We start from the raw sequence: 16,214 nt of genomic DNA, 5'->3' as shown, positions 1-16,214 counted from the left end.
TAGCCCCCCGACGCTGCGTGCGCGAGGGGCAAGGGGCGGCAAATTACCTAGGTTTGTTTTTCCCGGCAGGGCGCCAACCGCGTGAGGCCCCCGTGGAAACGGCGGAAATCGGCCAGTTCCGGTGCCGCGTCGCGGAAGGAGCCGCTGGGGACAAGCAAGAGACGCCTCACCCCCATGTTGTCCGTACCTATCCGCAGGCGCTAGCCTCGCGTGGTCAGCGTGGAGGTTCGCCATGAATATGATCGAGCGGTTGCTGCGTCTGAACGCCCTGCAATGGGTCGCGCGGGTCCTGTTGACCTTTCCGTTCTGGGGCAGCGGCCTGGCCAAGCTGATCGACTTTCGCGCCGGCGCGGCAGAGATGGCGCACTTCGGGCTGCAACCGGCAGCGGCGTTCGCGCTGGCGACCGTGGTCGTGCAGCTTGGCGGCTCGCTGCTCATCATCCTGAACCGCTTCGCATGGGCGGGCGCCGGGGCGCTGGGCATCTTCACCGCGCTGACCATCCTGATCGTGCACCGCTTCTGGGCGATACCGGCCGAGCCGTTCCGCACCATCGCCTTCCATACCGCCACCGAGCATGTCGGCATGATCGGCGGCTTGATCGCCATCGCCATCCTCGGCGAGCAGACCCGCATGGGGAAATGGAGCGCCAAGAGACGAACGGACCGTGACGCTGCCGCGTTCAAGCGGTAAGCCGCACGGAATGATGGTCGATGCGCGCGCCTTCCTGATCGCGGCTCTTCGCCGTGTGGCGGACGGAGGCGACATCGACAACGCGGAACTCGATGCTGCCGTGCCGGATCCTCTCTCCCTTGCCCGCTGCGAGAAGGATGCGTGGGAAGCGCTGAGCCACTGGGCGGACGATGATGATATCCGGGCGCGCGACCCGCGCTATGCTACATTGATGCGGGACACCGTGCGTCGGTGCCTCGCGAACCTCACCCAAAGCGACAGCGGACCACCGAGCCACCCGGGCCACCAGCCGATGCTCAAGCGCTAGTCGGCGACGTTCGCGGCTCCACCAAACATCGGCTCACCGCGCCGGCGGCGGTCGACCAGGTCGGCGATGCTGCGGCTGGTGGTGTCGAGCAGCAGATAGGTGCGGGACTGGGTGATCCAGTCGGGGCGGCGCTTCGGCCCGCCGGAAAGCGTGTCGATCACCAGCACCAGCAGCAGGAAGCCCAGGCTGCACAGGATAAGCCCCTTCACCGCGCCAAAGCCAAAGCCAAGCGCCCGATCGACGGGACCCAGGATGGAGGTGCGGGTCCGCGTGCCCACGCCATTGGCGACCATCCGGCCGAGGAAATAGACGACACCCGCGATCAGCGCGAAGGCGAGCGTCGCAGCGCCCGCGGAGGTGCCGATCACGCCCAGCAAGGCGGCACTGACCGGCGTGTGGAACAGCTTGATCGCGAAAACCACGAAGATCCACGCCATCAGCGACAAGACCTCGGTGACGAAGCCGCGCTTGAGCCCCAGCAGGGCGGCACCGCTCACCACCAGCAGCACCAGGATATCGAGTGCAGTCAGTTCCATCGATGCCCTCCCCAGCGCATGGGCCCGCCCTATCGGTGCGGGTCGACGAAGTCGAGCCGCCTGCCGCTCAGCGGCCCAGCATGTGGTCCACGAACGCCGGCAAGCTGCGGAAGGTGGAAAGCGTGAGGCTGCTCCCGTCCGCCGCCTGCGCGCCCGGCACCATGGCGCGGCCAAAGCCAAGCTTGCCCGCTTCCTTCAGCCGCAGCGCGCCGTGGGCGACGGGCCGCACTTCGCCCGACAGCGCCACTTCGCCGAACGCGATCGCGTCGGTCGCGACCGGCCGCTCCGACAAGGCCGACACCAGTGCCGCCGCGACCGCCAGATCGGCCGCCGGGTCCTGCACCCGATAGCCGCCGGCGATGTTGAGATAGACTTCGGAAGTTGCGAAGGCGAGGCCGCAGCGCGCCTCCAGCACGGCCAGGATCATCGCGAGCCGCCCGGAGTCCCAGCCGACCACCGCACGCCGGGGCGTGGCGCCCGAGGCGAGCCGTACCGTCAGCGCCTGCACCTCCACCAGCACCGGCCGGGTCCCCTCCAGCGCGGGAAACACCACGGTCCCGGTCACGCTCTCGTCTCGGCTGGTGAGGAACAGCGACGACGGGTTCGACACCTCCGCCAGCCCCTCGGTCGCCATCGAGAAGACGCCGATCTCGTCGGTGCCGCCGAAGCGGTTCTTGACCGCGCGCAGGATGCGGTACTGGTGGCTGCGCTCGCCCTCGAACGCCAGCACCGTGTCGACCATGTGCTCCAGCACGCGCGGCCCCGCGATCGAGCCGTCCTTGGTGACGTGGCCGACCAGCACCAGCGCGGTGCCGCGCTCCTTGGCGAACCGGATCAGCTCGCCCGAGGAGGCGCGGACCTGGCTGACGGTCCCGGGCGCGCCCTCGATCAGGTCGGAGTGCATGGTCTGGATCGAATCGATCACCAGCAGGTCGGGCGCCTCTCCCTCCCCCAGAGTCGTGAGGATGTCGCGCACCGAGGTTGCCGCGGCGAGCTGCACCGGCGCGTTGCCCAGGCCCAGCCGACGCGCGCGCAGCCGCACCTGGTCGGCCGCTTCCTCGCCCGAGACATAGGCGACCGACTTGCCCGCAAGCGCCAGCTTGGCGGTCGCCTGAAGCAGCAGGGTCGACTTGCCGATGCCGGGGTCGCCGCCGATCAGCGTCGCCGATCCCTCGACAAAGCCGCCGCCGAGCGCGCGGTCGAGTTCCGAGATGCCGGTCGCCATCCGGTCGGGCAGCGGGATGTCGCTGTCGAGCCCGGAAAGCTGGATCGAGCGGCCGCCCGATTGCAGGTTGTGGCGCGCCTGAAACGGCGTGGCGACCGCGCCCGCATCCTCCACCAGCGTGTTCCAGTCGCCGCAGTCGCCGCACTGGCCCGCCCATTGCCCGGTCACCGAGCCGCATTGTTGACAGACGTAACGCTTCCGGGGCTTTGCCATGCAACGCCCGTAGCACGCGCGGAACGAAAGGGGAATATCAACCGCGCGACAGCGGCGCCGTCACTGCAATTCGGAGCCTTCCTTCAGCACCGTGCCGCCGTCCTCCTGCACGATCAGATAGGCGGGGTTCTCCTTGGTACCGTTCTTCACGATCTTGCTGCCCTTGATCGTGCGCTGGACGCGGCGTTCGAACTTTTCCTCGATCTTGCCATGGGCGGTTCCCGTGCCCCACTTCCAACTGACACTGGCGCCCTTCGAATAGCTGTTCGACATGCAGATCTCCCGGGTGACGCCAAGCCAAGCGCGAAAGCCCGCAAATCGTTCCGGTGGCGTGGGAGAGGCGGCAGGGCTATGGGCTGCGCGATGCAGCCATCCGACCTCCGCGTCGCCCTTTTCAGTGGCAACTATAATTATGTGCGCGACGGCGCGAACCACGCCCTGAACCTGCTTGCCGGGCATCTGCTCGAACAGGGCGTGACGCTGCGGGTCTATTCGCCGACGGCTGCCAAGCCGGCGTTCGCGCCGGTGGGCGAACTGGTAAGCGTGCGCTCGTTCGGCCTGCCGGGCGGGCGCGGCGAGTATCGCATGGCGCTGGGGCTGCCTGGCGCGATCCGCCGCGACCTGGCGGCGTTCCGGCCGAACATCGTCCATGTCTCGGCGCCCGACGTGCTGGGCCATCGCGCGGTCAGCTGGGCGCGCCGCCACGACGTCGCCTGCCTTGCCTCGCTCCACACCCGCTTCGAAACCTATGCCAGCTACTATGGCATGGGGTTCCTGGAGCCGATCTTCACCGGCCTGTCGCGTCGCTTCTACAATCGGACGGACCAGGTGATGGTCCCCACCCCTTCGATCGAGGCGCTGATCCGCGGCTGGGGCGTAACGACGCCGATCGGGCTGTGGGGACGCGGTGTCGATCACAGCCGCTTCCACCCGGGCGCGCGCAGCCCGGAATGGCGCCAGTCACTCGGCATCGCCGACGACGAGGTCGCGATCGGTTTTCTCGGCCGGCTGGTGCTGGAAAAGGGCCTCGACATCTTTGCAGAGGTCGTGGCGCGCCTGCGCGAGCGCGGCGTGCGCCACAAGGTGCTGGTGATCGGCGAAGGACCCGCGCGCGACTGGTTCGCAGAACGTGTCCCCGACGCGGCCTTTGCCGGCTTCCAACGGGGTGAGGCGCTGGGGCGCGCAGTCGCGTCCATGGATGTCCTGTTCAACCCGAGCGTGACCGAGACCTGGGGCCAGGTGACGTCCGAGGCGATGGCGGCCGCCGTGCCGGTGGTCGCCGCGCGCGCGACCGGCGCGGTGGACCTGATCGACGATGGCGAAACCGGCGTGCTGGTGCCGCCGCGCGACGTCACCGCCTATGCCGACGCCTTTCAGCGGATCGTCGACGATGCCGAGCTTCGCCGCGCAATGGGCGCGGCCGGTCGTGCCAAAGCGCAGCGCTATCGCTGGGACACGGCCAACCAGGCGGTGCTCGACGCCTATCACGAGATGCTGGAGCGGCGCGGGCGCTGATCGCGCGCCCGTGCCGTCCGGTCATGCCGTCTGCCAGTCGAAGGCGAGCGGCGCCTCGCGAAACGCAAAGCGGTCCAGATGCGATGCGACCACCTTCTTGAGGTTGTCGAGCTGCTCGGCCGAGGTGGCCTCGATCCGCACCGTCAGCACCGCCTCTCCGGCCTCGAACAGCGCGCGGCCGTCGCCCGGATAGTCGGCACCCCGGGCATTGTGCGGGAAGACGACGCTTCCCTGCTCCGGCGTGAACTCGACCTGGAGGTTGTGGCTCCAGTGCTTGCACAGCTGCTGGAGATAGCGGCTGCCTTCCGCGGTCGGAACCTGCGCGACCGCACCATATGCCGCGGCGCTCATGCCAGGCGCTCGATGCGCTGGGCGGCCTCGTCGAGGATCGCGGCCACGGCATGCAGCGTCTCTGGCGCAACTTCCTCCCCGCCGAGCCGCTGGCCCAGCACTGTCCGCAGATTGCCCATCGCGCGTTTCACCGGGCCGCCGCTGGTCCGCGCCGTCATCGAGCCGACCGCAGTCAGCCGTGCCAGCAGCGCCTCGACCAGCTCGCGCTGTTCGTCGAGGTGGGCGATGCCCGCCTGCGTGATGGCATAGGCCTTGCGCGCGCCGTCCTCCGCCTGTTCCTCGACCAGCGCCATGTCGGCGAGCAGGGTCAGCGTCGGATAGACCACGCCCGGGCTCGGCGCATAGACGCCGCCGGTGCGCTCCTTGATCTCGCGGATGAGGTCGTAGCCGTGGCGCGGCTGCTGCTCGATGAGCGCGAGCAGCACCAGCCGCAGGTCGCCCCCGTCGAACAGGCGACGCCGACCGCCGCGACCGCCCCGCTCCTCGCCGTCACGGCTCCAGCCGTCGAACGGCCTGCCGCCGAACGGCCCCGCAAAAGGGCGCCCGCGGCCGAACCCGCCATGGGGGCCGCACCCGCCGCCCCGCAGCCCGTGCCGATGTGAATGATGATGATGCATGCCGAACATGGTCGCTCCTGTACGTTCTTCGATAGCGCAAAGATATATCTCAGATTGCATCACGCAAGGGGGAGGAGGCGCGATGCTGCGCATTTTGTTTTCGGCGCCTATATCCGCGGCATGGCCGATCTCTTTGCCGCCTTTGATCCACCCGCTCCGTCCTCGGCCGCCGCCGTGGACGGCCCGCTCGCCGATCGGCTGCGCCCGCGTCACCTGGACGAGGTCGTCGGGCAGTCGCACCTGACCGGGCCGGAAGGCGCGATCGGCCGGATGGTGGCCGCGGGCAAGCTCTCATCGATGGTGCTGTGGGGACCGCCGGGCACCGGCAAGACGACGATCGCCCGGCTGCTCGCCGACGCGGTGGGCTTGCGCTTCGCCTCGATCTCGGCCGTGTTCTCGGGTGTTGCCGACCTGAAGAAGGTGTTTGCCGAGGCGCGCGACCATGCCCGGCTCGGCCGGCGCACACTGTTGTTCGTGGACGAGATCCACCGCTTCAATCGCGCGCAGCAGGACGGCTTCCTTCCCTACGTCGAGGACGGCACGGTGACGCTGGTCGGGGCGACCACCGAGAACCCGTCGTTCGAACTGAACGCCGCGCTGGTTTCGCGCGCGCAGGTCTTGATCCTGCGCCGCCTGGATGCAGAGGCGCTGGAAACGCTGCTCGCGCGTGCCGAGGAGGCCGAGGGCCGCCCGCTCCCCCTCGATGAGGATGCCCGCGCGGCGCTGGTCGCAAGCGCCGATGGCGATGGGCGCTTCCTGCTCAACCAGGCGGAGACGCTGTTCTCGATCCAGCTCGACGCACCGCTCGATCCCGCCAGCCTGTCCGCGCTGCTCCAGCGTCGCATGGCGATCTACGACAAGGATCGCGAGGGGCATTACAACCTCATCTCCGCGCTCCACAAATCGCTGCGCGGGTCGGATCCACAGGCCGCGCTCTACTATCTCGCGCGGATGCTGACGGCCGGTGAGGAACCGCTCTACGTGCTGCGGCGGATCACGCGCTTTGCGAGCGAGGACATCGGTCTCGCCGATCCGCAGGCGCTGGTGCAGTGCCTGGCCGCCAAGGATGCCTATGACTATCTGGGTTCGCCCGAAGGCGAGCTCGCGATCGTGCAGGCCTGCCTCTATTGCGCCACCGCGCCCAAATCGAACGCTGCCTACATGGCGCAAAAGGCGGCGTGGCGACTGGCCAAGGAGACCGGCTCGCTGATGCCGCCGCACAACATCCTGAATGCCCCTACCAAGCTGATGAAGGAGATCGGCTATGGCGAGGGCTATGCCTATGACCATGACAGCGACGGCGGCTTTTCCGGCGCGAACTATTGGCCCGAGGAACTGCCGCCGCAGCACTTCTACGCGCCGACCGAGCGCGGCTTTGAAAAGCGGCTCAGCGAACGCATGGCATGGTGGGACGCCCGCCGCCACGGCCGCACCCCCGACGACGCGGATTGATCCTCCGGTTGTTCGGCCGCAACGCAGTCATCCAGTTTGGCCCCCGGCTTTAAGCGGCCCCTTCGCTCTCCTATCTACGCGCGACCAAAGGGGGGCTCATGCCGGAACCAATTCTCGCCGTGACGGGCGTGTCCAAGACGTACAAGGGCGGGTTCACCGCGCTCCACAGCGTTGATCTTGCAATCAACAAGGGAGAGATCTTCGCGCTCCTCGGCCCTAATGGTGCCGGCAAGACGACGCTGATCAGCATCATCTGCGGCATCGTGACTCCCTCCAGCGGCACGATCCGGGTAGCGGGGCATGATGCGATCGCCGACTACAAGGCGGCCCGGTCGCGCATCGGCCTGGTCCCGCAGGAACTATCGGTCGACATGTTCGAAACGGTGCTCGCCACCGTTACCTTCTCGCGGCGGCTGTTCGGGCGCTCGGGCCATAGCGCCTATATCGAGCAGGTGCTGCGCGACCTGTCGCTGTGGGACAAGCGCAACGCGCGGATCATGGAGCTTTCCGGCGGCATGAAGCGCCGCGTGCTGATCGCCAAGGCACTCGCCCACGAGCCCGAGATCCTGTTTCTCGACGAACCCACCGCCGGTGTCGACGTGGCGCTGCGCCGCGACATGTGGCAGCTCGTCCATCGCCTGCGCGAACGCGGCACGACGATCATCCTCACCACCCACTATATCGAGGAGGCCGAGGAAATGGCCGACCGGGTGGGCGTCATCAACAAGGGCAGGTTGCTGCTGGTCGACGACAAGTCGGCGCTGATGCACAAGCTGGGCAAGCGCGAGCTCGACCTGAGCCTGGTCGATCCGATCGACGCGGTGCCCGAGGGGTTGGAGCGCTGGCGGCTCAGCCTGGTGAACGAGGGCAAGACCCTGCGCTACGTCTTCGACGCCACCGAGGAGGATACGGGCATTCCGTCGCTGCTGCGTGCGCTTGCAGACCGGCACATCGCGTTCAAGGACCTGGAGACCTCCAAGTCGAGCCTTGAGGACATCTTCGTCGACCTGGTGGAGGAACGGGCATGAACCTGCACGGCATCTGGGCGATCTATCGCTTCGAAATGGCCCGCTCGCTCCGGACCCTGTGGCAGAGCCTCGTCGGCCCCGTGCTGACCACCAGCCTCTATTTCATCGTCTTCGGCGGTGCGATCGGCAGCCGCATGCAGAGCGTCGATGGCGTCGGCTATGGCAGCTTCATCGTGCCCGGCCTGATCATGCTGTCACTGCTGACGCAGAGCGTCGGCAATGCCTCGATCGGCATCTATTTCCCCAAGTTCACCGGCACGATCTTCGAGCTTCTGTCCGCTCCCATCTCCTCGATGGAGCTGGTGCTGGGTTATGTCGGTGCGGCGGCCACCAAGTCGGTGGTGATCGGTGCGATCATCCTGGCGACCTCGGCCTTTTTCGTTCCCATCCGGGTGCTGCATCCCGGCGCCATGATCGCGTTCCTGCTGCTCACGTCCATCGCGTTCAGCCTGTTCGGCTTCATCCTGGGCATCTGGGCCAAGAGCTTCGAACAGCTGAACTTCGTGCCCATGATGCTGATCACCCCGCTGACGTTCCTGGGCGGCAGCTTCTACTCGATCGACATGTTGCCGCAGCCGTGGCGGACGATCAGCCTGTTCAACCCGGTCGTCTATCTCGTGAGCGGCTTTCGCTGGAGCTTCTTCGGCAAGGGCGACGTGGACATTGCGGTCAGCTTGGGCGTGACGCTGGGCTTCCTGGTCCTGTGCCTCGCGATCGTTGCCTGGATCTTCAAGAGCGGCTGGCGACTGAAGAACTGAGCCCGCCGCGGGTCCCGCGCCATGGATCGGGACCTCCGGCCGGTAGCGGACGTTCGTTCCGCTATCGAGACGCGGGAGGCCTGGATGAAGATCGCGACGTACAACGTGAATGGCGTCAACGGCCGCCTTCCCGTTCTCCTGCGCTGGCTGGAGGAAGAACAGCCCGACATCGTCTGCCTCCAGGAACTCAAGGCGGCGCAGGACAATTTCCCGGAAGGTGCCATCCGAAACCTCGGCTATGATGTCGTCTGGCACGGGCAGAAGAGCTGGAACGGGGTCGCGCTCCTCAGCCGCGTAGGCAAGATCCACGAGACGCGTCGTGGCCTTCCCAATGATCCCGATCCGTCGCAGAGCCGCTACCTTGAGGCAGCCGTCAACGGCGTGCTGATCGCCTGCCTCTATCTGCCGAACGGCAATCCGCGGCCCGGACCCAAGTTCGACTACAAGCTCGTCTGGTTCGACACGCTGATCGACCACGCCGCGACGCTGGCCGCGTCCGGCGCTCCGGTGGTGCTCGCCGGCGACTTCAACGTGATGCCGGCCGAACGGGACGTCTACAAGCCCCAGCGCTGGGTCGACGACGCCTTGTTCGCGCCCGAAGTGCGCGCCGCCTTCTTCCGGCTGCTGGACCAGGGCTGGACCGATGCGCTGCGCACGATCCATCCCGACGAGACGATCTACACCTTTTTCGACTATTTCCGGAACGCCTTTGCCCGCAACGCCGGGCTCCGCATCGACCATTTCCTGCTCAGCCCCGCCCTCAAGGATCGACTGGTGGACGCCCAGGTCGATCGTCAGGTCCGCGGGTGGGAAAAGACCAGCGACCATGCGCCGGTCTGGATCGTGCTTGCGGATCGTTGATCCACGAACGTTCCGGCACTGAGCGGATCCGCGGCGGGGCAGTTGCCCCGCCGCGAACGGATCAAAGCTTTGCGCGGATGCCGAAGTTGTAGCGCGCGCCCGTGTCCTGCAGCAGCAGGAAGCGGTCCTCGATCGCGGACCATTCATGGACGCGCTCGTTGGTGACGTTGACGCCCTGTACGTACAGCTGGAAGTTCGGTGTGACGTCATAGGCCAGGCTGAAGTCGAACTGGCCATAGGCCGAGCGGTTGCGCGGGCGGCCCTGATCCGAACGACAGGCGCGCAGATAGTCCGAGCGCCAATTGTACGAGCCGCGCGCGGAGATGCCGAACTTCTCGTAGAACAGGCTGCCGTTCGCCGAATGCGGCGACAGGCCGTTGTAGCCGCATTCATAGTCGGTGAGCGCCTGGTCGCGTTCGGCCTTGCTCGCGACATAGGTGTAGTTTCCGGTCACGCCAAAGCCCGACAGCGCCCCCGGCAACCAGTCGAACGCATATTGCCCGCCGACCTCTACGCCGCGGATGTTCCCGGTCTGCCCGTTGCGCGTACGGGTGTCGTTGAAGACACGTCCGAAGCGCTCCACCGGCAGCGTCTGGAGCTCAAGGAAGTCGCTGAGATCCTTGTAGAAGGCGCCGACGCTCAAATAGCTGACCGAGGACAGATACCATTCCAGCGACAGGTCGTAGTTGGTCGACTTGAACGGCTCGAGCGTCGGGTTGCCGCCGCTCGACAGCGGTACCGAAACGCGCCCGCCATAGCTGTTGTCCACGCCCAGATCGGTCAGCGTCGGGCGAGTCACCGTCTGGGAAAAGGCCGCGCGCGCGATCAGCTTGTCGGTCAGGTTGACCTTGATGTTGGCCGAGGGGAGCGCGTTGACATAGCTGTTGCGCACCGTGATCGGGCTCGCCTCTCCGAACGTATATTGCAGGGTGTCGTCGCCCGGCGTCTGCCGGATCGCGAGCACCGGCAGCTCGAACCCGCGTGAGATCGTCTGGGTGCGCACCACCCGCACCCCGGCATTGCCGCTCCAGCGCTCGCCGCCGAACTGCATCGAGATATAGCCTGCAAGCACCCGCTCGGTGACGTCCAGGCGGCTGTTGAGGTTTTCGCGCACCCCGAACGGCCCGCCCGGAAGGGCAAGCAGCCGGGCTGCCTCGGCCGCCTGTTCCTCCGCGGTCCGTCCCGAGCGCGGCAGCGCCAGCCGGGCGGGATCGGAAAGATAGGCGATGATCGCGTCGGGATCATAGGTGAAGAACTGCCCTGGCACCGACTCCGCGCCCGAGGCGCCCGACAGGAAGCCGTCGAGCTCGAACGCCTGGATCAGCGAGGGATCGATCGGGATCTCATAGCCGCAATAGGCGCATTGCCCGTCCTGGTTGTTGCGCGAGAAACGCTGCTTCTGGCGATCGGTGTAGCCAAAGCCGATGCTCACCCCGCGCAGCACGCTGTCGTGCACCTTGTAGTTGGTGTCGAAGTGATATTCCTGCCCGTCGTCGCGCGCGCTGCCGTTCGACACGTCGAGATAATGGGCGGTGGCGATCGCCGGGTCGGTGATGTCGCCCAGGTTGGAGACGATCGGCAGGTCGCCGCCCTTGTTGAGGTCAAACGCCGGCGCGGTCTGGGTGCGGGCGCCGACCACCACGAACTGGCCGGGGTTGCGCAGAGTCGCGCGCGTCTTTGACACGTCGAGCCGCATCTCGACATCCTCGGTCGGGTTCCACTTGAGGTTGCCGCCGACCTGGTAGGTCTGGGTGAGCCGGTGGGTCGGGCCGGTGATGTTGTCGATCACGCCCGCGGGATAGCCTCCCGCCGCGATGTCAGGGTTGGCGGCCAGGAAGTCGAGGCCGAACCGGTTGAAGTTGGTGACGGTGCCGTTCTCGTCGGCCTGCAACCCGATGAAGGGCTGGGCGAAGAAGGTCACGAAATAGTTGCGGTCGGTGAAGACGTCGAAATCGGAAAAGACGCCGTCCACCGTGAGCAGCAGGCTGTCGGTGAGCTGCGCCTGCACCGCGCCTGCGACGTTGATGCGGCGACGCCGCTCCTTGAACCGATCGAACTGCACGTTCTGGGGCGTGTGGATCGGGTCGCTGACCGTGACCGCGCTGGCAGGCAGCCCAGTCTGGTCCGGCGTGCCGGCGACGATCTGCTGCGGCCCGAACAGCCAGCCTTCCGTCTGCACGAAATCGAGCTGGCTGTAGCGGTCGGTGTAGGAACCCGACAGCACGACGCCAAAGGTCTTGCTGTCGTTGGTCCAGGACGCCACCGCCGACGCATCCGGCCCCATCTTGTCGCGCAGCGTGTCGTAGATCGCGCCCGCCGAGGCCGCGAAGTTGAACCCGGCCTCGCCATCCAGCGGGCGCGCGGTGATGATGTTGACGGTGGCGCCGATGCCGCCTTCCTGCAGCTCCGGCACGCTGGATTTGTACACGTCGGTGCGCTGGATCATGTTCGACGACAGCGTGTCGAACGAGAATTCGCGACCTGGATTGTCGGTCGCCATGACGCGGCCGTTGACCAGCACGGTGTTGAATTCGGGTCCGAGCCCGCGCACCGTGATGAACTGCCCCTCGCCGCCCGAACGGTCGATCGCGACGCCGGTGATGCGCTGAAGCGATTCGGCGATGTTCGCGTCGGGGAACTTGCCGACATCTTCTGCCGAGATCGTGTCGACGATCTGTTGCGAGTCGCGCTTGATGCGCGCCGAAGCGGCAAGACTGCTGCGGATGCCGGTAACGACGATGTCCCCGCCCGCGCCGGTGGTGAGATCGTCCTGCCCCACCTCTGCACTCGTCGGCGTCGGTTCCACCGGACCGGGTGCACTGCCGTCCTGCATCGCCGTCCCGGGCGCTGCTACCTGTGCGAGCGCAGGGCTACCTGCGATGATGCTGCCAAGCAGCAGACACACCTTGAGCGATGGTCGCATAGTCGTTCCTCTCCCGTGAAACGCTGCCGTTGTTCGGCTTGGTAATCTTGTTATTTTCTAATGTATCTGAAAACCAATTTAGTAAATCAAGTGGGTCGGGATGCCTAAAAGGGCGTTCTGTCGCAATTGGATCATCCAGGACTTGCTCCAACCTAGTCTTGGGCAAAGTTATTGTCGGAGTTTTACGGTCTTTACAAAGCGTCCGGCCGCAGCAACTCTCGTTGTTTTACGCTGGGACTGTGGGCACTTTGCAGGTGCCAGCGGCCTCAAGGCGGCGGGTTGGAACTCCGCGCAAGCCGCGCTTATGTCTGCCGCATGACCGAAACCAGGGCTTCCGCCCCGCCGCCTGGACACTTCACCCGGTTCGCCGCGATCGACTGGTCGGGCGCCAAGGGGCATCGACACAAGGGGATCGCCGTTGCGCTATGCGGCGCAGGAACCGCCGCACCCGAGCTGGTGCCGCCGCCGCGTGGAGTCTGGTCGCGCACCGACGTGCTCCACTGGCTGAAAGCGCAGGCGGACACGCCGCTGCTGGTCGGCTTCGACTTTAGTTTCGCGCCGCCGCTGGTCGAGCGCGGCGCCTATCTGCCGGGCGAGGCGACGCCCAGCACCGCGCGTGCCTTCTGGGCCTATGTCGATGCCGATTGCCCGGACGCCGATCTGGGCGCCGCCTCGTTCCTGGAACGGCGGCGCGGCGTGCACTTCTATCTGGGTGCCCGCGATGGTCCAAAGGCGCAGTTCCTGCACATCCGCCAGTGCGAGGCGGCCTATAACGCCAGCGGGATCGGCAAGGCATCCACCCTCTACGACGCGATCGGCGCGGCCCAGGTTGCCAAGGCGAGCTTTGCCGGCATGCGGCTGCTCCACCATTTGGGACCCGCCGTTCCCGTCTGGCCGTTCGATCCCGTGCCGACGACAGGTGCCCTGGTGGTGGAGATCTACACCACCGTAGCGGCGCGTGCCGCCGGGCTGCGCAAGGGGTTGAGCAAGGTGCGCGACGGCGCGTCGCTGGATGCCGCCCTGCTCGCGCTTGGCAGCGATCGGCACACCCCCATCGCCCGCTACGACGATCATGCCACCGACGCCATCATGGCCGCGGCCTGGCTCCGGCAGGTCGCACCCGACCCCGAGCTCTGGCGCCCGGCGGCGCTTACACCCGCAATTCGGCGCAGCGAAGGCTGGACCTTCGGCGTTCTCTGACGCAAAGGGCAGCGCAACGCCGGTTTAGCTCAGCTGGTAGAGCAGCGGTTTTGTAAACCGAAGGTCGCGGGTTCGATTCCTGCAACCGGCACCATATCTGCGGGCCGCCCCCGCGGCGCCTATGGTCACACGGAGAGGCGCGATGCCTGCCCCTTCCGAAAAACAGAAGATGCTGGCGGGTGAGCCCTACCGCGCCAGCGACCCGGAGATCGTGGCCGATCAGCGCGCCGCCGCCGAGTGGATGCAGCGCTTCAACGCCACGGTCGGCGAAGCTGAGCGCGCGGCATTGCTCCGCATGGGGCTGGGTTCGGTCGGCGCGGGTTCCACCATCCGCCCGCCCTTCCATTGCGACTATGGCACCAACATTCATCTGGGCGCCGGCGTGTTCCTGAACTTCAACTGCGTCATCCTGGACGTGGTCGAGGTCCGCATCGGCGACGGAACGCAGATCGGGCCGGGGGTGCAGATCCTGGCCGCCGATCATCCCCGCGATCCGGCGGAGCGTGCAGCCGGACTGGAATGGGGTCGCCCGATCAACATCGGCAGCAATGTCTGGATCGGCGGCGGCGCCATCCTGCTGCCGGGCATCACGATCGGCGACGATGCGCTGATCGGCGCCGGCAGCGTGGTGACGCGGGATGTGCCTGCGGGCGCGACCGCGGTCGGGAATCCGGCACGCATCCTGGAGCGCTGAACGAGAGATAGGATCGTCGTTGGTGCGGGTGGTCGGACTCGAACCGACACTCCTTGCGGAACCGGATTTTGAGTCCGGCGCGTCTACCGATTTCACCACACCCGCACGGTGCGAGCCGCCTTCCGGCGGCCGGTCGCGGCCCTATACGGCAGCCGATGCGTAAATGCCAGCACCTGGCGCCACTTCAGGCGCGCGGTGGCTGGCGGCGGTAGCTGAGGGCTTCTGCTACATGCACGCGCCCGACCGCTTCCGCACCCGCCAGGTCTGCAATCGTGCGCGCGACGCGGAGCACGCGGATATAGCTGCGCGCGGACAGCCGCATCGCTTCGGCCGCCTGGGCGAGCAGCCTGGCACCGGCGGCGTCGGGCGTGGCGGTCGCCTCCAGCACGTCGCCGTCCGCCTCGGCATTGGTGCGTGCCGAAGCGTCACGATAGCGCCGCGCCTGGACTGCGCGTGCTGCCGCGACGCGGGCGCCGACTTCAGCCGAACCCTCGGCGGCGGGCGGCAAAGCGAGGTCCACGGCGCTGACGGGCTGCATCTCCAGGTGAAGGTCGATGCGGTCGAGCAGCGGCCCGGAAACGCGCGCCTGGTAATCGGAGGCACAGCGCGGTGCCCGCGAACAGGCGAGCGCCGGATCGCCGAGATGCCCGCACCGGCACGGGTTCATCGCCGCGACCAGCTGCACGCGCGCGGGGAAGCTCACATGCGCATTGGCCCGCGCCACGCTGACGTTGCCGGTCTCCAGCGGCTGGCGCAGCGAATCGAGCACCGCGCGCTGGAATTCCGGCAGCTCGTCGAGGAACAATACGCCCAGATGGGCGAGGCTCACCTCGCCCGGCCGCACGCGCAGCCCGCCACCGACCAGTGCAGCCATGGAGGCCGAGTGATGCGGCGCGCGATAGGGCCGCGCCCGTGTCATCCGCCCGCTCGTCAGCGTGCCTGCGACCGAGGCGACCATCGACACCTCCAGCGCCTCGCCCGAATCGAGCGGCGGCAGGATGCCGGGCAGGCAGGACGCCAGCAGCGACTTGCCCGCGCCCGGCGGCCCGACCATCAACAGGTTATGGCCGCCGGCCGCCGCGATCTCCAGCGCGCGCTTGGCGGTCTCCTGCCCCTTCACCCGGCGCAGGTCGGGGCCTGCGACCCATTCTTCCGCCTCGCCGGGGGCAGGTTCGGGCAGCAGCTGCGTGCCTTTCAGGTGATTGAGCAGGCCGATCAGGTCGGGCGCGGCGACGATGCTGCCCCCCGCCCAGGCGGCCTCTGCGCCTTGCGAGGCGGGGCAGATCAGCCCCAGCCCACGTTCCGACGCATGCAGGGCGGCGAGCAGCACGCCCGGCGTTGCCGCGATCCGCCCGTCCAGCCCCAGCTCGCCGACGACGACATATTCGGACAGCGTCTCCGCATCGACGACGCCCATCGCCGCCAGCAGCCCGAGCGCGATCGGAAGGTCGTAGTGCGATCCCTCCTTGGGTAGATCCGCCGGCGACAGATTGACCGTGATCCGCTTGGGCGGCAGCGAAAGTCCGATCGCCGCGATGGCGGCGCGGACTCGCTCGCGGCTCTCGCCGACCGCTTTGTCGGGCAGGCCCACGACCACGAACGCCGGCACGCCCGGTGCCAGCTGCACCTGCGCCTCGACCGCGCGTGCCTCCAGCCCCAGATACGCCGCCGTCGACACGATCGCGACCATCGCTGCCCCCCCTGATCCCCGCACCTGCATAGCCGGTTTGGGGGCGAGGGAAACTGCGTCTGTGTCTTGCGTCGGCAACACACATGTCCCACATCGCGGCAATGGCGGGAACCACCTCCCTTCGGGCGCAGCCGCGTTGACTTGGGGAGGCAG

The 16,214-nt window shown here is 67.3% G+C and carries 16 protein-coding genes and 2 tRNA genes; 10 read left to right on the top strand and 8 right to left on the bottom strand.

Features of this window, described 5'->3' with window-relative positions; genetic code table 11:
• Positions 1–232: 232 nt before the first annotated feature.
• Positions 233–691: a DoxX family protein gene (locus tag LK533_RS06705; protein ID WP_229362005.1), complete on the top strand. Its 459-nt coding sequence runs from the start codon at positions 233–235 to the stop codon at positions 689–691.
• A 10-nt stretch (positions 692–701) separates the two neighbouring features.
• Entirely contained in the window at positions 702–998 is a 297-nt protein-coding gene (locus LK533_RS06700) for a hypothetical protein (protein WP_229362004.1), read from the top strand.
• Here the strand turns inward: LK533_RS06700 and LK533_RS06695 are convergent.
• The 3 genes from LK533_RS06695 to LK533_RS06685 all read right to left on the bottom strand — a co-directional run bounded on the left by LK533_RS06695 (position 995) and on the right by LK533_RS06685 (position 3,245).
• A complete protein-coding gene (locus LK533_RS06695; RefSeq protein ID WP_229362003.1) occupies positions 995–1,534 on the bottom strand; it encodes a CvpA family protein in 540 nt (179 codons plus the stop codon). The genes LK533_RS06700 and LK533_RS06695 overlap by 4 nt on opposite strands.
• Positions 1,535–1,601: 67 nt before the next feature.
• A complete protein-coding gene (gene radA / locus LK533_RS06690; RefSeq protein ID WP_229362002.1) occupies positions 1,602–2,972 on the bottom strand; it encodes a DNA repair protein RadA in 1,371 nt (456 codons plus the stop codon).
• A gap of 60 nt (positions 2,973–3,032) precedes the next feature.
• Positions 3,033–3,245 (bottom strand): DUF2945 domain-containing protein, encoded by a 213-nt coding sequence (locus LK533_RS06685; protein ID WP_229362001.1) that lies wholly within the window; start codon positions 3,243–3,245, stop codon positions 3,033–3,035.
• A gap of 90 nt (positions 3,246–3,335) precedes the next feature.
• Here LK533_RS06685 and LK533_RS06680 point away from each other — a divergent pair, with 90 nt between their 5' ends.
• Positions 3,336–4,487 (top strand): glycosyltransferase family 4 protein, encoded by a 1,152-nt coding sequence (locus tag LK533_RS06680; RefSeq protein ID WP_229362000.1) that lies wholly within the window; start codon positions 3,336–3,338, stop codon positions 4,485–4,487.
• 21 nt (positions 4,488–4,508) lie between these two features.
• Here LK533_RS06680 and LK533_RS06675 read toward each other — a convergent pair whose 3' ends face one another.
• A complete protein-coding gene (locus LK533_RS06675; RefSeq protein WP_229361999.1) occupies positions 4,509–4,838 on the bottom strand; it encodes a DUF2218 domain-containing protein in 330 nt (109 codons plus the stop codon).
• Positions 4,835–5,464 (bottom strand): PadR family transcriptional regulator, encoded by a 630-nt coding sequence (locus LK533_RS06670; protein WP_229361998.1) that lies wholly within the window; start codon positions 5,462–5,464, stop codon positions 4,835–4,837. Before LK533_RS06670 ends, LK533_RS06675 begins: the two co-directional genes overlap by 4 nt.
• A gap of 111 nt (positions 5,465–5,575) precedes the next feature.
• On the opposite strand from LK533_RS06670, the gene LK533_RS06665 reads away from it, so the two are divergent.
• The 4 genes from LK533_RS06665 to xth all read left to right on the top strand — a co-directional run bounded on the left by LK533_RS06665 (position 5,576) and on the right by xth (position 9,554).
• Positions 5,576–6,907, top strand: coding sequence for a replication-associated recombination protein A (locus LK533_RS06665; RefSeq protein WP_229361997.1), 1,332 nt, complete (start codon positions 5,576–5,578; stop codon positions 6,905–6,907).
• Between the two features lie 98 nt (positions 6,908–7,005).
• Positions 7,006–7,935: an ABC transporter ATP-binding protein gene (locus LK533_RS06660; RefSeq protein ID WP_229361996.1), complete on the top strand. Its 930-nt coding sequence runs from the start codon at positions 7,006–7,008 to the stop codon at positions 7,933–7,935.
• Positions 7,932–8,693, top strand: coding sequence for an ABC transporter permease (locus tag LK533_RS06655; RefSeq protein ID WP_229361995.1), 762 nt, complete (start codon positions 7,932–7,934; stop codon positions 8,691–8,693). The genes LK533_RS06660 and LK533_RS06655 overlap by 4 nt, the downstream gene beginning before the upstream one ends.
• 84 nt (positions 8,694–8,777) lie before the next feature.
• Positions 8,778–9,554 carry an exodeoxyribonuclease III gene (xth, locus tag LK533_RS06650; protein WP_229361994.1) on the top strand — a complete coding sequence of 259 codons (777 nt, stop codon included), beginning with the start codon at positions 8,778–8,780 and terminating at the stop codon, positions 9,552–9,554.
• A 61-nt stretch (positions 9,555–9,615) separates the two neighbouring features.
• Here xth and LK533_RS06645 read toward each other — a convergent pair whose 3' ends face one another.
• Positions 9,616–12,477, bottom strand: a complete 2,862-nt coding sequence (locus LK533_RS06645; RefSeq protein ID WP_229361993.1) for a TonB-dependent receptor — start codon at positions 12,475–12,477, stop codon at positions 9,616–9,618.
• Between the two features lie 315 nt (positions 12,478–12,792).
• Here LK533_RS06645 and LK533_RS06640 point away from each other — a divergent pair, with 315 nt between their 5' ends.
• The 3 genes from LK533_RS06640 (at position 12,793) to LK533_RS06630 (ending at position 14,371) form a co-directional block, all read left to right on the top strand.
• Entirely contained in the window at positions 12,793–13,677 is an 885-nt protein-coding gene (locus LK533_RS06640; protein WP_229361992.1) for a hypothetical protein, read from the top strand.
• Between the two features lie 18 nt (positions 13,678–13,695).
• Positions 13,696–13,771, top strand: a tRNA-Thr gene (locus LK533_RS06635).
• 48 nt (positions 13,772–13,819) lie between these two features.
• Entirely contained in the window at positions 13,820–14,371 is a 552-nt protein-coding gene (locus tag LK533_RS06630) for a sugar O-acetyltransferase (protein ID WP_229361991.1), read from the top strand.
• Between the two features lie 20 nt (positions 14,372–14,391).
• Here LK533_RS06630 and LK533_RS06625 read toward each other — a convergent pair.
• Together LK533_RS06625 and LK533_RS06620 are read right to left on the bottom strand one after the other, a co-directional pair.
• A tRNA-Leu gene (locus LK533_RS06625) sits at positions 14,392–14,476 on the bottom strand.
• Positions 14,477–14,555: 79 nt separating this feature from the next.
• Positions 14,556–16,061: a YifB family Mg chelatase-like AAA ATPase gene (locus LK533_RS06620; RefSeq protein WP_229361990.1), complete on the bottom strand. Its 1,506-nt coding sequence runs from the start codon at positions 16,059–16,061 to the stop codon at positions 14,556–14,558.
• Positions 16,062–16,214 lie beyond the last annotated feature (153 nt).

Source organism: Sphingomonas sp. PL-96, assembly GCF_020707215.1.
Lineage (GTDB): Bacteria > Pseudomonadota > Alphaproteobacteria > Sphingomonadales > Sphingomonadaceae > Sphingomonas.
Note: the sequence above shows the minus strand (reverse complement) of the source record. Positions and strands in the feature narration are given on the sequence as shown.

Coding starts and splice junctions, on each gene's coding strand:
- LK533_RS06680 (WP_229362000.1), top strand. CDS start 3,336: ATGCAGCCATCCGACCTCCGCGTCGCCCTTTTCAGTGGCAACTATAAT.
- LK533_RS06695 (WP_229362003.1), bottom strand. CDS start 1,534: ATGGAACTGACTGCACTCGATATCCTGGTGCTGCTGGTGGTGAGCGGT.
- LK533_RS06620 (WP_229361990.1), bottom strand. CDS start 16,061: ATGGTCGCGATCGTGTCGACGGCGGCGTATCTGGGGCTGGAGGCACGC.
- xth (WP_229361994.1), top strand. CDS start 8,778: ATGAAGATCGCGACGTACAACGTGAATGGCGTCAACGGCCGCCTTCCC.
- LK533_RS06705 (WP_229362005.1), top strand. CDS start 233: ATGAATATGATCGAGCGGTTGCTGCGTCTGAACGCCCTGCAATGGGTC.
- LK533_RS06645 (WP_229361993.1), bottom strand. CDS start 12,477: ATGCGACCATCGCTCAAGGTGTGTCTGCTGCTTGGCAGCATCATCGCA.
- radA (WP_229362002.1), bottom strand. CDS start 2,972: ATGGCAAAGCCCCGGAAGCGTTACGTCTGTCAACAATGCGGCTCGGTG.
- LK533_RS06700 (WP_229362004.1), top strand. CDS start 702: ATGATGGTCGATGCGCGCGCCTTCCTGATCGCGGCTCTTCGCCGTGTG.
- LK533_RS06660 (WP_229361996.1), top strand. CDS start 7,006: ATGCCGGAACCAATTCTCGCCGTGACGGGCGTGTCCAAGACGTACAAG.
- LK533_RS06675 (WP_229361999.1), bottom strand. CDS start 4,838: ATGAGCGCCGCGGCATATGGTGCGGTCGCGCAGGTTCCGACCGCGGAA.
- LK533_RS06640 (WP_229361992.1), top strand. CDS start 12,793: ATGACCGAAACCAGGGCTTCCGCCCCGCCGCCTGGACACTTCACCCGG.
- LK533_RS06655 (WP_229361995.1), top strand. CDS start 7,932: ATGAACCTGCACGGCATCTGGGCGATCTATCGCTTCGAAATGGCCCGC.
- LK533_RS06630 (WP_229361991.1), top strand. CDS start 13,820: ATGCCTGCCCCTTCCGAAAAACAGAAGATGCTGGCGGGTGAGCCCTAC.
- LK533_RS06685 (WP_229362001.1), bottom strand. CDS start 3,245: ATGTCGAACAGCTATTCGAAGGGCGCCAGTGTCAGTTGGAAGTGGGGC.
- LK533_RS06665 (WP_229361997.1), top strand. CDS start 5,576: ATGGCCGATCTCTTTGCCGCCTTTGATCCACCCGCTCCGTCCTCGGCC.
- LK533_RS06670 (WP_229361998.1), bottom strand. CDS start 5,464: ATGTTCGGCATGCATCATCATCATTCACATCGGCACGGGCTGCGGGGC.